This window comes from Microbacterium phoenicis (genome assembly GCF_047302325.1).
Classification (GTDB): Bacteria; Actinomycetota; Actinomycetes; order Actinomycetales; family Microbacteriaceae; genus Microbacterium.
The window spans coordinates 380688-394688 of sequence record NZ_CP154849.1 but is presented as its reverse complement, the minus strand read 5'-3'; the positions used below and the strand labels follow the sequence as shown (position 1 = coordinate 394688).

The window sequence follows — 14001 nt, the reverse complement described above, 5'->3', positions numbered from 1 at the left end:
CCATGACCACTCCGATCGTCGACACCGCCGTTTCCCGCCCCATTGCGCCGGCCGATCCCTCGACAGGCCGATTCCGTCCGCTCGGCCTCGGCGAGGTCCGGCTGACCGACGGCTTTTGGGCCGAGCGCCAGAGGCGCAACGCCACAGCGACCATCCCCCACATCCGGGCACGGCTCGAGTCCGAAGGATGGCTCGGAAACTTCGACCTGGCCGCTGCGGGTGACCTTCCCGACGGACGCCGCGGTCGAGAGTTCTCCGACTCCGAGGTCTTCAAGTACTTGGAGGCGCTCGCGTGGGAGCTCGGCCGCGAGCCCGACGAGCGATCCGAGGAGGACTTCCGCGCCGTCGTCGCACGAGTCGCCGCCGCCCAGGAGCCGGACGGGTACGTCAACACCATGTTCGGTCGCCCCCGCCAAGCTCCGCGCTGGTCCGACCTCGAGTGGGGCCACGAGCTGTACTGCCTCGGTCACCTCTTCCAAGCGGCGGTCGCCCGTCACCGCACACGGCCCGACGCAGACGACGGGCTCATCGGTGTCGCTCGTCGTGCCGCCGACCTCGTCTGCCGCACCTTCGGTGAGGGGGGCATCGAGCGCGTGTGCGGGCACGCGGAGATCGAGACCGGCCTGGCCGAGCTCGGCAGAGCATTGGACGAGCCCGGATACATCGATCAGGCGGCCCTGTTCGTCGAGCGTCGCGGCCACGGCACGCTCGCCGACATCGAATGGGGCAGGGTCTACTTCCAGGACGACGTTCCGGTACGCGAGGCCGACTCTCTTCGCGGCCACGCTGTGCGAGCCAACTATCTCGCCGCCGGTGCCGTCGACGTCGCTGTCGAACGAGGGGATGCCGAGCTGTTGGATGCCGTCCGGCGTCAGACCTCACACGCCATCGCCCGCCGTACGTACCTCACGGGCGGTCAAGGATCTCACCATCAGGACGAGGCCTTCGGGCAGGACTGGGAGCTGCCCTCTGACCGTGCTTACTCGGAAACATGCGCCGGGGTCTCATCGGTGATGCTCTCGTGGAGACTGTTGCTGTCAGACGGGTCTCCGGAACACGCGGACCTCATCGAGCGCACCCTCTACAACGTCGTGGCGACGGCGGTGGGACAGGACGGCACGTCGTTCTTCTACGCCAACACTCTCCACCAGCGTGTGCCGGGCGAGCCCGCCGATCCGGAGTCGACGTCCCCGAGGGCATCATCGTCGCTCCGTGCGCCGTGGTTCGATGTGTCCTGCTGCCCGCCCAATGTCGCGCGGACGTTCGCCGCCCTCGCCGCCTACCTGGCCACGGCGGACGAAGACGGTATCCAGGTGCACCAGTACGCCGGTTCCGAGATCCGCACGACACTCCGGCCCGGGGTGACGGTCGGCGTGCGCGTCGAGACGTCCTACCCGGACGCAGGCGACATCCGCCTCGTGATCACGGAATCGACGGGCGGGCCGTGGTCGCTAACTCTGCGTGTGCCGGCGTGGGCGGTCGGGGCGACGACCTCCGATGCGGATGGCACTCGAACCGCCGAGCCCGGGACTGTCAGCGTGCGGCGTTCCTTCGCCGTCGGTGAAGAGGTCGTCCTGACGCTGCCCATGGCGCCTCGTGTGACTCATCCCCACCCGCTCATCGACGCCGTCCGGGGGTCCATCGCGGTCGAACGGGGTCCGGTGGTCTACGCCCTCGAGTCGATCGACCTCGGTGCCGACGTGGATCGAGCCGTCATCGTCGGCGACCCGGAACTGGATGTGCGGGGCGGCGAGATCCTGCTCCGAGTCGGCGTTCGCGCGTCCGAGGAAGCCTCATGGCCATATGGCGACGCGGTCGATCCGGTGGCCGAAGAGACGCGAGTGCGCCTCATTCCCTATCGAGAGTGGGGAAACCGCGGGCCGTCGACGATGCGCGTATGGATCCCGCGGTGATCCCGCGCGAGAATGTCATTTCCAGAGCTAAACCAGACCACCCACCACGCTTTCTGACCTAGACAGGACTGGGAAACACGCGGTTCTGCGGAGCGACAACAGCGAGACGTTCTAAAGCTACTTCAGACAAACACGGCGGGAAAATGCCTGGTGAGAGATATTTAGGTCGGCCGGGCGCCTCCCTGCGAGCGGTCTCCCACCGCCGTCACACCGCTGCCAGTGCTCAGGGCGCCTGCCCGGCACGGCGAGTGCGCCCGGGGGTTCGGATCGTCATCTCTAGCGGTTGCGCAGAAGCAGCGCGACCCGCAGCGAAGCGGAGTTCTGCTTCTGCGTCGGGCGACTTCGTTGGAGAGCTGGTGACGACACGCACACGCCGGTATCGGGGTCGTGCGGAGGGAGCATCTTGCAGGTGCGCCGCTCTGGACGACCTCGCCCGGGGTGCGTGGCGCGGACTTACATCTCGCGTGAGGTGTATGTTGGCGCCACATATTCGCTGGCGTGGGGTGACGACTCGATTTCACCCGGGACCTCTGGGCCGACCCAGCGTTGAGATCCGTGCCATGCCGACGCGCGAGGAGCCCCAGAACAACGACGAGCCGGTCGGTGCTCACGCCGACCGGCTGTCTCTAGTGCTGCAGAATCGAGGCGGGTATGCCTCGACGGTCACGGCTACGCCCGCCCTCTGGTCAGGCGTACGCGTGGTGGACGTGCCATCCGTCGCGGTCTGGATAGACGTCGAAGACGAGGCTCTCGCCGGCGTCGTCGGTGCCTTGGAATCGCCAGCCGTACAGACTTTGGCCGCCGCCCGCGTTCGAGCTCCACACGGAGGCGCGGAGCCTGGTCGGGGTGTCGGTCACTCGCCACCGGCGGCCCGCGAAGAGCATCCGTGACGGGCTGTCGTCCGTCATCCAGATCGTCACTTCGGTCGAGTCGAGTGGAGCGAGCATGCGTGGAAACTATCGAACGCATGTTCTAATCTCAAGGTGCCCGTGGGGAGCGACGCGTGGCCAGGAAGGGGGCGAGCGATGGGCACCAATCGTCGCTACGCTCGCCACTTCGACCGCCTGATGGATGCGCGAATCCTCGAGCGCGTCGCGAACGGCCGCTGCAGTCCCCCACCCCGAATGAACGACAGGACTCGGTCCTGCCCGTCACGCGCGACCCGCAACCGAAGCGATGCGTTGCGTGGGTGTGGTTCGGGCCGACGGCGATACTCGTCGAAGCGAAGGTTGTCGTCTGGAATGACGTCGCCTGCGGCATCGAGTTCACGGCCGGTGAACGGGTGCTTCGCTGCTGGGTCTGGGCCAACGCCGTGACACCTGTTGAGAGCTCATGAACGCTCGGACGGCTCCGGCCTAAGGCGACGGATAGCGTCGCCTTCGAGTACGCCCCTATCCCACCGCGGTGGCTGTGGCGCCGCCATGCGCTTCGCTAACGGCGCGTGCTGGTGCGACGCCATGGCGCCGAGAAGCAAGCCTCCGGCGTGACCTCGTCAGGCAAAGAAAAGCCCCCCGATGCAAGCATCGGAGGGTCGATTCATGTATAGAAACGAGGGACCTTGTCCTCGTATTGCGGAAAGTTTACGTCAGGATGGATCCATGCCGCAAGCCGCCACGGTAACGACTGTAGCCGAGCACCTGCACGTGTCTCGGATGAGCACCTACGCGGCTGCCGCGGACGGGGATCTCAAGCGCGCACTCGACCTGTACCTCTGGAATGCCCGCATCTCCGCGGCCGTCTTTGAGACGCTCAGCGTCACTGAGGTGATTCTTCGAAACGCCATCGACGCCGCGTTGAAGAACTGGAATGTGACTCGCGGGGACTACCCGGCAGAGTGGACGAGTTCAGCGGCCGCGCCGTTGAACTCACTGATCAGCGGAGCCCTCCCACCTGCTCGGAGCAACGCAGGGAAGGCCCGCGCCAAACGCGCCCCGGACCATCCGAGGAAGACTGCAGAAATCACCCACGACGACGTGGTGGCGCAGCTGACCTTTGGCACGTACGCGAAGCTGATGCCCTGCTCGGACGAGAGTGACGACACTTTCGTCCGACGCCAGATTCTCTGGGACGAAGCTCTGAAAGACTCGTTTCGAGGCCGCCCCGGTGACGACTACCGAGTGCACGCCGGCAGGGTCGAACGCCTGCACGCGCTGCGCAACCGAGTCGCACACGCAGAGCCTGTGCTCAGCGTGAACTTCCGCAGCCGTATGAAGGACATGGCCAGACTGATTGACAGCATCAACCCGGAACTCACCGGCTGGCTCTCGGGAACCACGCGAATCCATGATGTTCTGCGGGAGCGACCGGGAACCTGAGCCGCTCGAATGAAGGTGACGACGATGGATGACGCTTTCGAGTACGCGACCGAGCCCCACTGCGACAGGTGCGGCACCGTCATGCGCTTCGCGGACGGTGCGTATCGGTGCGGCGCGTGCGGCACCGCCTAGCAGATTCCAGAGGCGCCGCGACCATCGAGCGCTGACGACCTCCCAGGTATCGCCGGGGCATGACCGCCCTGCGGGGCGGGTGATGCTGTGCGTGCACTCGCAGCGGACAGCGGAAGCTCGAAAGGGGCGTCAGCTCTGATGTTTGAAGAGGGCGAACCCGACGAGGTGGAGGAGAAGCTGCACCAGCAATGGACCGCCGTGCGGCTGCGTCTCCAAGGGGTGATGGACCGCCGGAGCGTATTGGACGCAGCGCTCTCTGCTTACGCGATAGACCACGCAGGCGACCTCCGGCTTGAAGACGTGCGGGCGATCCGCACCGAGTACGGCGTCGCCGCCGACCCGCCAGCAGAGGAGTTGCTCCCGCTGCTACGGATCACTGAGCAGCCAAGCATGGGCTAGGCGAGGCCCGCTCGGGTTCGTATTCTTCGAGCATGAACAAGCCGATCCTCATCCAGGTCGCAGTGTTCCTCCCGCTCGCAGGCGCCGCATCCATCCTCTTCACGCTCGGATGGTGGATTCCTGCCGTCGCCGCGTCCTTGGCCGCTGTCGGGGCGCTCATCTGGGTCAGGCGTGCCGTCGTCAACATGCGAACCGACGAAGCGCTCGCGGCCGCCGAAGAAGAGACGGGGGCAGAATGACCTTCAGGGCGGGGCGGTAGGTTCATTCGTTCGATCCGAGCCGTCGATGAACGCCTCAGCCGTCGATGAACGCCTCTTTACGTCGTGAACGACTGGAGTCACCCTGAGATCAGATAGTGCAGTGCAGAAGCCGACTCGGCTGCGCGTCGTTCTGCTCGCCCTGCTGGCTACTGCCGTGCTCGCGGGTGCTGCCGCCACGTGGATCCAGGGTGGCTCGCGCTGGCGCGGATGGTGTGGTTCCCGCTGTCGCCGCGGCTCATCGTGCAGTTCCGTGCCCCTGACTTCGACACGCGAGCCCACGGTCTCCCCGCCGAGGCTGACGCGCTCGCATCGTTCGTGAACGCTCAGGTCACCTTGCAGGCAGAGCGCTGGATCATCGAGCACCCTGACGACGCTGCTGACCTCTAGCCCCTCATAGGGAGCTCAGAGCTTTCAGCGGGGAGCCGCTGCCCGGAGCAGGCGCGCTACTTCGGGTGTCATCGAGTACCGCTCGCCGTCCCAGCCCCAGACGTAGTGCCATTGGCCGCCGTTCGGTGTCCGGTACATCGGGAGGTCCGCGCGGCGAATCGCCTTTCCCACACCGCCGAGCAGGCCGGCGATGCTAGAGGCACCCTTCGGGTGCTGCATCACGTCGGCCAGTTCCTGCGGACGGAAATACGCAGTCTCCTCCCGTGCGGCGTCGCAGAGGTAGCGGAGCACGATGAGGCCGGGCAGGGATACTTCGTTCATGAACTTCTTCGCCGTGGCTTCGGCAGATTCAGAGACCGCCCAGGCGGGCACCGTTCCAGATGCTGTCCGGGCGGGATCAGCGGCATCGGGGACGTTGGTAATGAACTCCGCGAACCGTACGTAGAACTCTTCAACGCGACTCTCGCGAACGTGGACTGTGATCGGGATCATGCTGACTCCAAGGTGGCTAAAAAGCGGGCTTGCACTGAGGGTGCCATTTTGCACGCCCACCGTCAAGCCTGCTTGTAAGCCAGCTCGTCCAGGGTTGAATGCCAGTTATCGCGGACGGCGACTACCGCGTCCGACTCCAGGCGCTGGAGGGCAGTCAGCGCTGACTCCTCGTGAGAAATGACCCGCCCGTTCTCGTCTCGGCTGAGGTCCAAGCCCGGGTAGCGGGCGACCAAGGCATCGTGCGCTTCCTCCGCCCACCGCTCGCCGCGGCTGGCCCAGTAGGACAGCATCAGCATGATCTCGCTCGGTCCGGGCACCGCGTGTAACGTTTGGCTCATGCGTCCCGCATGCGCAGTATGACTCGCGCTGCGAGGACACTCGCCCACGGTTGGATCAGGCAGAATGGGCCAAACCGTCGCCATGACCCCGGAGCCGCCCATGACCGGATCGCGCTCCTTCGAGAGCATGCTGGATGCGGCGACCCTTCCGATCCTCGAACTCGGCCAGCTGGCACAGCGGGAGTCGCACCGACCCCGACCCGTGTACACCGCACACAAGTGGTTCGCGCGGCGGTTCGGCACTGCAATGCGGGGGCTTCTCGTCGCCGCGACGCTCGGGCGAGACGACGATTTCTGGCGGGCGTTTCACGGCGACGCGGACCTTCGCGGCACCGATGTCGCCGACCTATTCATCGGCGGTGGCACGAGCCTGTACGAGGCGCATCGTCTCGGCGCGAACGTCGTCGGCGTCGACATCGACCCGGTTGCGTGCATGGTGACCGACTTCGAGTTGCGCGCACACCAGACGCCGGACCCCACCGTTCTCTTGGACGACCTCATCGTCGGTGCCGCCGACCAACGTGCGCTGTACGCGACGACGGGCCCAGACGGTTCCACGCGTGAAGGTCTGCACTACCTGTGGGTGCAGCAACTCACGTGCGGGGAGTGTGCAACGGAGTTCGATGCGCACCCCAGCTACGTCGTCGCGAAGGCTGGCGACCAGCGTTGGGTCGTCTGCGCGGGCTGCGGTCAGCTCACCACACAGCCTGCCGAGGCTACGCGTTTCCGGTGTGATTGCGGTCACTCGACCAGCCTTACGACCGCGCCGCTATCGCGGGGACGGGCAACATGCGTGGGATGCGGCCACGAGGAAAGGCTCATCGACTACGCCCGCCGGACGGGGGAGCGACCTCGCTACCGCATGTTCGCCATCGAGTCAGTGCCCGCCGGCCGCGAAACCACCCGATCCGTGCCGATTCGGCAGCGTCTGTTCCACGCACCGACGCCAGCGGACCTTGCGCTCTACGAACAAGCGCGAGCTGCGCTCCATGCGCGCCGCGATGCCGTGCCGGACCGCCTCATCCCGGTGCGCGACCGCAGCGACACTCGGCTCGTCAGTTACAACTACCGCACCTACGCCGACCTGTTCAACGACCGCCAGCTGCTACACCTCGTGCGGCTTATCGAGCAGATCGCCCATGTGGATGAGCAGCATCGACCAGCGCTGTCCATCGCCCTGTCGAACCACCTCACCTCCAACTGCATGCTGACCAGGTACAGCGAGGGATGGCGACAGGTCACCCCCCTGTTCTCTCTCCGCGCGTACGCCCACGCTCCCCGCCCCGTCGAACTGAATCCGTGGCTCCGCGGCACCGGTCGGGGCACGTTCCCTAACGCGGTCCGAAAGGTTGCGAACGCCATTGCCTTCGCAAGAGACCCCAAAGAGCTGACGGCAGAAGGGTTCATTCCGGTTCCTACCCGTGCTGAGGGCGCTGGAGCAACTATCATCACCGGGGACAGTCGACACCGTCCTGAAATCCCTGACGCCAGCGCGGACATCATCCTCACCGACCCGCCGTACCTCGACAACGTCGACTACAGCGAGCTATCGGACTTCTTCGTTCCCTGGCTGGCCGCGACCGGCCAGATCGTGGATCCCGGCGGTCCGTCCGCGCTGTCCCTCGCAGCCAAAGCGCGCCGCGGGGACAGTCTCGTGCGCTTCCAGGATGGCCTCACGGACTGCTTCACGGAAGCTGCCCGGATCCTAAGGCCGGCCGGGCGTCTCATCTTCACATTCCAGCATCAGACGGACGGCGCCTGGGCCGCCCTCGGCGAGGCGCTCGCCGCCAGTGGTCTGCAGGTGGTCAACGTGTTCCCGATGCGCGGCGACAGCGAATCCAGCCCACACCGCCACGACGGGTCAACTACTTGGGACGCCGTCTTTGTGCTCCGTCACCCGGCCACCCCGCTGCAAAGCAGCTCTGGTGTCAGCCGCACCAGCGTCGAGCGCGCCGTGACCCATGCGCGCGGGTATGCCGAACTGCTCGGTCTGCGCCATCCGGACGAGGAAAATCTCGTGCGAGGCACGCTCGCCGCCTCCGCTGCGGGCTTCTTCCCCGGAGCGCAGGGTGAAGACCACCTTCCGCTGCTGGACGCGCTCCGGGCCCACCGCGCTTCGACAGCGGATTCCGCTTCCGTCGCCGCATCCTGAGTCGTACGGCTCAGGCGCGTCTCGCCCGGTTAGAGTGCCTTGACGCTCAGTTCAGCTGAGCCATGGGGGGACCATGCCACGCATAGACAAGACGGCGTTCGTCGATTTCGCATCGACGGGGTGCGAAAAACAGTTGCGGATCGATCTGCACCCGCAAACCAGCCGCCATCAGCGGGAGCGGGACCGCTTCGGGATCGTCCGTCCGCAGGTGCGCCCGGTGCTCCGGGAGATGACGGCGGCCGGCAATGAATGGGGTGAAGCGAAGGTCCGCGAGCTGGAAGTCGCGTTTGGCGAGGCGCGCTTGATGGGCGGGCCACGAACTCTTACCGGCAGCCCGCCGGCCGAGCGACTCCAGTTTGCGAAGAGCGAGCTTCGACCGCATTTGAGTGGCCCGGTGCGTGCCGGCGACTTCTTCATCGAAACGTCCTTCCCTGTCGCAACTCAGACGTTCCGCGACATCCATGGCCTGGCGGATGTGGATGTGGAAGGTCGGGAGATGCCGCTGGACTTCAGCGACGCGAGGCCCGACATTATCGAAGTGCTCGCGCCGCAAGCAGGTCGCGAGCTCTTGACGGCGACGGGTGCGCTCGTCCGTGCCGACGCCGCGGATGGCCGATTGGTCCTGCGCGTCATCGACGTGAAACTGACCAGTGAGCCCGGCCCTCGTTATTTCTCGGAACTCGCGTACTACTCCCTCGCCCTGGCCGCATGGTTACAGGAGAACCACCTCGACGACCGGTTCGCGGTCAGTGCTGACGCGGCGGTGTGGCCGGGCAGTGAGACGACAACCACCTTCGCTGAACTCATCGCGACAGGCGTCACGGAGGGGCGGTACGAGGCCCTTCACGCGCTGCTAGAACTCGCACCGCTCCGCATTTTCGTCGCCGAGGTGCTCCGCCTACTCCGTCAGGTGATTCCGCGACTACTCGCCACCCCGTTCGATGAAATCCCTTGGTCTGTCACGCCCGCATGCCAGGGTTGCGAGAACCTCGGCCAGCGGTTCCGTGACGAACCTGGCGACCAAGCCTCTGACTGGGACCCCGCACACTGCCTGCCAGTCGCTCGCGCGCAGCAGCACCTTTCTCGACTGCCCTACCTTTCGCGAGGGTCGCTGAAGGTACTCAAGGACCACGGCCACGCAGATGTGGGCGCGGTTGCCGACCTGGACCCAGAAGACCCCACGTACAGCGCCCATCACCGGTTGCGCGCGCAGCGTGCAGTCCTGAGCACGCGCGCTCGCGCGCTTCGAGGTGACGAAGTCGAGCCAGTCGACGTCGCCTCCGCCTCGACAGCGGCGATCCCCTCGTACGCGAAGCTGCGCATTTACATCACCGCCGATTTCGATCCCGGTAGCGCCATCACCTTTGCCTTCGGTCTCACCTACGCGTGGATGTCCAAGGACGAGCCGAAACCGACATTCCCCAGGATGCGGTTGCACTACACACGAGCCCGAACCACCGATGAAGAGTGGCAGGCAGTCTCGGCGCTGCTCGGCGAGATCGACAGTATTCTTCGCCAGGCCGAGGCCATCGACCGCAACGCCCCCTTCCAGGTCTACGTGTGGGACCAGCTCACCCTCGACCATCTCACCCGGGTCATATCCCGACACCTACCCCGCATCCTCGGCAGCAACCTGTCCCGCCTGGCGTGGTTGTTCCCGCCGGCCGAGGTGGTCGGCAACGCCCGCATCACCTCGACGCCCGCCGTCAGTGTGGTGAAAGACGCAGTTCGAGGGCTGGTATCCCTCAACCTGGCTCACAACTACAACCTCTTGGACACCGCACGCCGGTTCCACCGGGGCACTACCCCGAACGCGGAGTTCCGAACCCCGACGTTCTGGACGGACCCGTTCTCAGATCAGATCCCGCCCGAGCGAGCGCACCAGATGTGGCAGAACCGTCACGTCTCAGGCCGGCAGACACCTGCGCAGCTCTCCCGCGACCTGCAGCAGACCGTCAACTCTAAGCTCGCTGCCCTCTCCAACGTCACCGACCACCTCACCACCCTGTTGCGCGGGAGACTGCCGCGATCCGCGCCCAGCATCCGCCAGCTTCAGCCGCCGGAGGACCTCAGCGCGTCCAGCCACCTCGGGGCGCTCCTTTACGCGCACACCAGGTTGGAAGCGGCTCTCACGACCATCGAAGTGTCACTGAACCGTGCACTGCCGTTGGATGAGCGGGAAGCGAAGTTCCTCGCGGCCCATCTCCTTGAGCGCGCGCCCGTCGCCGAAGCCGAGCAGTGGCTCGCAGACGCCGGCATACCAGGTGCCCCAGACGTTTACGTCCTTTCGCTCGACTCCACTGAGTTCAAGGGCAAGGAGGGCGACTTCACGTGGACGATGCTGCCCGCCGAACTTGTCCATCTCGCAGACACGAGCGTCGGCGCCTTCCTCACTCGCGAAGGCGAGACCACGCTTCTCAGCGAAGCAGCCTGGCGGACGAGGATGGGGGACATTTTCGGCGTCACGATTCGTGGCATCGACCGGCGTGCTCGGCTCATCGCCGTCGAACTGACGGCGTGGGACGCGGACCTGCGCAATGCGATTCTAGGTGCGGGGCTCGTGAACCTGGATCGAGACCTCGTGTTGGACGAGACAAGCAAGGATTTTCTCAGTAAACCACTGAGCGAAGCCATCAAGGCCATCGGGACACCGCCGTCAGCGGCGCGCGATCCGCGCATTCAGCAGGCGCTGGGCTCAGCCAGGCGGCCGCGGACCACCGCAGCCCACCCCGCCGAACACTTTCTATGGACCCCGACCAACACGGCCACCACGCCTGTCACCCGCGACCTCCCAGCCCTTCGCGCGCAGATCGACCAGCGTCACCGCCTAGACGACAGTCAGCAGCGCGCATGGGAAGCCGCACTGTCCCGGCGGCTGACCCTGATCTGGGGGCCTCCCGGCACAGGTAAGACGCAGACTGTCCGCGCCATCCTGGCGGGCCTCCTCGCCGAGGCCAGCGCTCGCCCGCTGCGGATCGCGGTCACCGCGAATACCAACTCCGCCATGGACAACGTCACGCAGCCCATACTCGAGGAGATCAACTCGTACACCGGGGCGGTGGAGTTCTACCGCCTGCTGAGCGCCGCATCGACACCGCCGGCGTGGCTACCCGCGCGGCACGTCGTTTCTACGGCCGCGGACAGCGCAACTCTGCGACCCCTCTATCAGCGGTTGCGTCGCGGTGAGTCGACCGTGGTTGCCGGCCTCACCCAACAATTGACGAAACTCATCAAGTTGAGCCGCTCCAAGCAGAACATCGGGCTGTTCGATGTGCTCATCATCGACGAGGCCGGCGCGCTGGACGTCCCTCGGGCGCTCCTCGCCCTTGAGGGAGTTGCCGACGGTGCCACCGTCATCGTCGCCGGCGACCCGCTGCAACTCCCGCCCATCCGGCACGGTGAACCCCCGCTCGGCCTGGAAGCGATGGTCGGGTCGATTTACGACTTCTTTGCCGTCGGTCACGGAGTGCCCGCCGTGGAACTTCACAACAACTATCGGTCGAACACCAGCATCGTTGATCTTGCCCGCCGGGCCGGCTACCCGGCTCAGCTGCAAGCGATCCGCCCTGACCGTCGGATCGCTTACGCGAGCGAAGCGGACGGGCGTGAGGACTGGCCAGACGCCATTCCCTATTCGGACGAGGTCGCACGCATCGCGGACCCGCAGCTACCCGTTGTCTGCGTGACCTACGATGAAGGTGTCTCGGGGCAATGGAATCAATTCGAAGTCGAGCAGGTCGCTGCGCTCGTGATCTGGTACCGCAAGACCCTCTTTGCCGGTGTCGACGGAACGCACGTGCCCCTGACGGACGAGTACTTCTGGAATGAGGCGGTCGGTGTTGTGACCCCGCACCGTGCGCAGCGTGCCCGCATCGTGGACACACTGGTACGTACATTCGCAGTTCCTGGTAGCGACGCGCGCCTCCCGGAGTGGATCGCCGGCGCCGTTGACACGGTGGAGCGATTTCAGGGACAGGAACGCGACGTCATCGTCGCCAGCTACGCGGTCGGAGACCCCGACACCATCGCTGAGGAGGCGGAGTTCCTGCTCAACCTGAACAGATTCAACGTCCTCGCGACCCGAGCGAAAGCGAAGCTGGTGGTATTCGCCTCGCGAGAGTTGGTCTCGTACCTCGGCTCCGACCTCAAGGTGCTTCGTTCAAGCGGTCTGCTCAAGGATTTCGTCGGGGTGTTCTGTGACCAGACCCGCGACGCTGTGCTCAGTTGGCAGGAGCGCGGCGTCGTCCACGATGTAGGCGTTGAGGTGCGCTGGGCGGGTGTTTAGTTGCGGGATTTCCCGCGCCCACCGTTCTTCTTCTTCTTCTCGGGGGACTGGTTGCCGCTCTGTTCGAACAGATAGTTCGCGATGATGTAGCCCAGTCCGAGGGTCTCCACGAGCCCGGAGGAGAGCCAAGCGATGATGACCGCCGGTTCGGTCTGGTTGCCCTTCACCAGCATGTATGCGGTCATGAAGATGGCTGAGGCGACCAGGACCGCGGAGATCGCGAACATCGCCCAGACGAAGAACGTGCGTCGTTGGCGCTGCTGCTGCCTCAGCTTATTGAGGTGCTCTTCCTCGATGGCGTTCCGCGTCTCTTCGCTGGAAACCTGCGCTTCACGCATCCGGCGGTCATACGCGGTTGCCGCGGCCGAACCGCGGATCACTACCGCCCGCGCAGGTATGTCCACGCCCTTCAGCTGGTCAGCGGGACGATCTCCTGGGTCGTTGCTCTGGTCAGGCATAGCGGGGCTTCAAGACGTTCTCACGCTTCAGTCGGTCAAGGCGAGTGTGAATTGCGGCTCGAGTCACAGAGAAGATGTCCGCCATCTCCGAGACGCTGACGTTCTCCTCGTACAGCTCTTTCACCCGGGGCGTCGGCATCAACAGGTTCCCGGCGAACTCGTCAGCGTAGAACTCGTGGAGGTCCCAGCCGCGCCCGCGGGCTGCCTGTAGCTCCGCTTCGCTCTCTTTGAACGTGTAGTTATCGTCCTGCGCTTCGGCGCGCTCCATGAAGTGGCCGATTTCGTGCGCACACGTGAAGAGCTGGCGCTCGAACCGTTCCTTGTCCGACAGAAAGATCTTCACGTTGCCTGCAGTAGCCGTGATAGCGCCCGACAGCTCAGGGTCTTCGAACTCGACGAAAGAAACGTCGATGTCGAGCTTCTCGGCTATCGCCACCGGATCAACGGGAAGCGTCCCGTCCCAGTACTGCTCGAGAACCTTCGCAGCTGCCTTCTGGGCAGCATCCTTCACCAGCACGTGAGCCCCCTTTGCTTCGACAAGCGCGACCCCTACTATCGCCGATTCTGACGATACTCGTCACATCGGACACCGGTCCCCGCTCCGGCGCGGCGGATGATTCCACCGCACCTCGACACCTCTGCGGGCAATTTTGACGTGGAGTCAGCGTGGAACGCAGCAGGCGCGTCCTCGGCCGGCGAGCGCATGGTGCGGCGAATGAGCGGGGAGAGTCTTCGCCGCGACCTCATCGAGATGCTGACTGAACAGCACGGAGACGAGCATCGAGCGGCCTTCGCGACGTGGCTTCGGGATCTGGATTCGGGGGTAGTTCTCGACCGCCTCGAACCCGAAATCACGGCCGTCGCTCAAGG

At 65.4% G+C, this 14001-nt stretch carries 12 protein-coding genes; 7 read left to right on the top strand and 5 right to left on the bottom strand.

Features of this window, described 5'->3' with window-relative positions; genetic code table 11:
- The first annotated feature begins 2 nt into the window (after positions 1 to 2).
- Positions 3 to 1913 (top strand): glycoside hydrolase family 127 protein, encoded by a 1911-nt coding sequence (locus ABCU91_RS01890; protein WP_413354572.1) that lies wholly within the window; start codon positions 3 to 5, stop codon positions 1911 to 1913.
- Between the two features lie 686 nt (positions 1914 to 2599).
- On the opposite strand, the gene ABCU91_RS01885 is transcribed toward ABCU91_RS01890, so the two are convergent.
- Positions 2600 to 2860, bottom strand: coding sequence for a hypothetical protein (locus tag ABCU91_RS01885; protein ID WP_413354571.1), 261 nt, complete (start codon positions 2858 to 2860; stop codon positions 2600 to 2602).
- 651 nt (positions 2861 to 3511) lie between these two features.
- Here ABCU91_RS01885 and ABCU91_RS01880 point away from each other — a divergent pair.
- From ABCU91_RS01880 to ABCU91_RS01865, 4 genes are all read left to right on the top strand, one after another.
- A complete protein-coding gene (locus ABCU91_RS01880; protein ID WP_413354570.1) occupies positions 3512 to 4228 on the top strand; it encodes a hypothetical protein in 717 nt (238 codons plus the stop codon).
- Between the two features lie 270 nt (positions 4229 to 4498).
- Positions 4499 to 4759, top strand: a complete 261-nt coding sequence (locus tag ABCU91_RS01875; protein ID WP_413354569.1) for a hypothetical protein — start codon at positions 4499 to 4501, stop codon at positions 4757 to 4759.
- Positions 4760 to 4791: 32 nt separating this feature from the next.
- Positions 4792 to 4998 carry a hypothetical protein gene (locus ABCU91_RS01870; protein WP_413354568.1) on the top strand — a complete coding sequence of 69 codons (207 nt, stop codon included), beginning with the start codon at positions 4792 to 4794 and terminating at the stop codon, positions 4996 to 4998.
- Between the two features lie 198 nt (positions 4999 to 5196).
- A complete protein-coding gene (locus ABCU91_RS01865) occupies positions 5197 to 5406 on the top strand; it encodes a hypothetical protein (RefSeq protein ID WP_413354567.1) in 210 nt (69 codons plus the stop codon).
- A 24-nt stretch (positions 5407 to 5430) separates the two neighbouring features.
- Here ABCU91_RS01865 and ABCU91_RS01860 read toward each other — a convergent pair whose 3' ends face one another.
- Together ABCU91_RS01860 and ABCU91_RS01855 are read right to left on the bottom strand one after the other, a co-directional pair.
- On the bottom strand, positions 5431 to 5898 hold the full coding sequence (locus ABCU91_RS01860; RefSeq protein WP_413354566.1) for a hypothetical protein: 468 nt from the start codon (positions 5896 to 5898) through the stop codon (positions 5431 to 5433).
- A gap of 62 nt (positions 5899 to 5960) precedes the next feature.
- Positions 5961 to 6194, bottom strand: coding sequence for a hypothetical protein (locus tag ABCU91_RS01855; RefSeq protein WP_413354565.1), 234 nt, complete (start codon positions 6192 to 6194; stop codon positions 5961 to 5963).
- Between the two features lie 142 nt (positions 6195 to 6336).
- Here ABCU91_RS01855 and ABCU91_RS01850 point away from each other — a divergent pair, with 142 nt between their 5' ends.
- Positions 6337 to 8388, top strand: coding sequence for a hypothetical protein (locus ABCU91_RS01850; protein WP_413354564.1), 2052 nt, complete (start codon positions 6337 to 6339; stop codon positions 8386 to 8388).
- A 73-nt stretch (positions 8389 to 8461) separates the two neighbouring features.
- A complete protein-coding gene (locus ABCU91_RS01845) occupies positions 8462 to 12673 on the top strand; it encodes an AAA domain-containing protein (RefSeq protein ID WP_413354563.1) in 4212 nt (1403 codons plus the stop codon).
- Here the strand turns inward: ABCU91_RS01845 and ABCU91_RS01840 are convergent.
- Both ABCU91_RS01840 and ABCU91_RS01835 read right to left on the bottom strand, forming a co-directional pair.
- A complete protein-coding gene (locus ABCU91_RS01840) occupies positions 12670 to 13131 on the bottom strand; it encodes a hypothetical protein (RefSeq protein ID WP_413354562.1) in 462 nt (153 codons plus the stop codon). The genes ABCU91_RS01845 and ABCU91_RS01840 overlap by 4 nt on opposite strands.
- Positions 13124 to 13648: an ImmA/IrrE family metallo-endopeptidase gene (locus ABCU91_RS01835; RefSeq protein ID WP_413354561.1), complete on the bottom strand. Its 525-nt coding sequence runs from the start codon at positions 13646 to 13648 to the stop codon at positions 13124 to 13126. The genes ABCU91_RS01840 and ABCU91_RS01835 overlap by 8 nt, the downstream gene beginning before the upstream one ends.
- Between the last annotated feature and the right edge of the window lie 353 nt (positions 13649 to 14001).

Excerpts from the sequence above, each read along its gene's own strand:
- ABCU91_RS01840 (WP_413354562.1), bottom strand. The coding sequence starts at position 13,131 with ATGCCTGACCAGAGCAACGACCCAGGAGATCGTCCCGCTGACCAGCTG.
- ABCU91_RS01890 (WP_413354572.1), top strand. The coding sequence starts at position 3 with ATGACCACTCCGATCGTCGACACCGCCGTTTCCCGCCCCATTGCGCCG.
- ABCU91_RS01870 (WP_413354568.1), top strand. The coding sequence starts at position 4,792 with ATGAACAAGCCGATCCTCATCCAGGTCGCAGTGTTCCTCCCGCTCGCA.
- ABCU91_RS01845 (WP_413354563.1), top strand. The coding sequence starts at position 8,462 with ATGCCACGCATAGACAAGACGGCGTTCGTCGATTTCGCATCGACGGGG.
- ABCU91_RS01850 (WP_413354564.1), top strand. The coding sequence starts at position 6,337 with ATGACCGGATCGCGCTCCTTCGAGAGCATGCTGGATGCGGCGACCCTT.
- ABCU91_RS01860 (WP_413354566.1), bottom strand. The coding sequence starts at position 5,898 with ATGATCCCGATCACAGTCCACGTTCGCGAGAGTCGCGTTGAAGAGTTC.
- ABCU91_RS01855 (WP_413354565.1), bottom strand. The coding sequence starts at position 6,194 with ATGCTGATGCTGTCCTACTGGGCCAGCCGCGGCGAGCGGTGGGCGGAG.
- ABCU91_RS01880 (WP_413354570.1), top strand. The coding sequence starts at position 3,512 with ATGCCGCAAGCCGCCACGGTAACGACTGTAGCCGAGCACCTGCACGTG.
- ABCU91_RS01875 (WP_413354569.1), top strand. The coding sequence starts at position 4,499 with ATGTTTGAAGAGGGCGAACCCGACGAGGTGGAGGAGAAGCTGCACCAG.
- ABCU91_RS01885 (WP_413354571.1), bottom strand. The coding sequence starts at position 2,860 with ATGCTCGCTCCACTCGACTCGACCGAAGTGACGATCTGGATGACGGAC.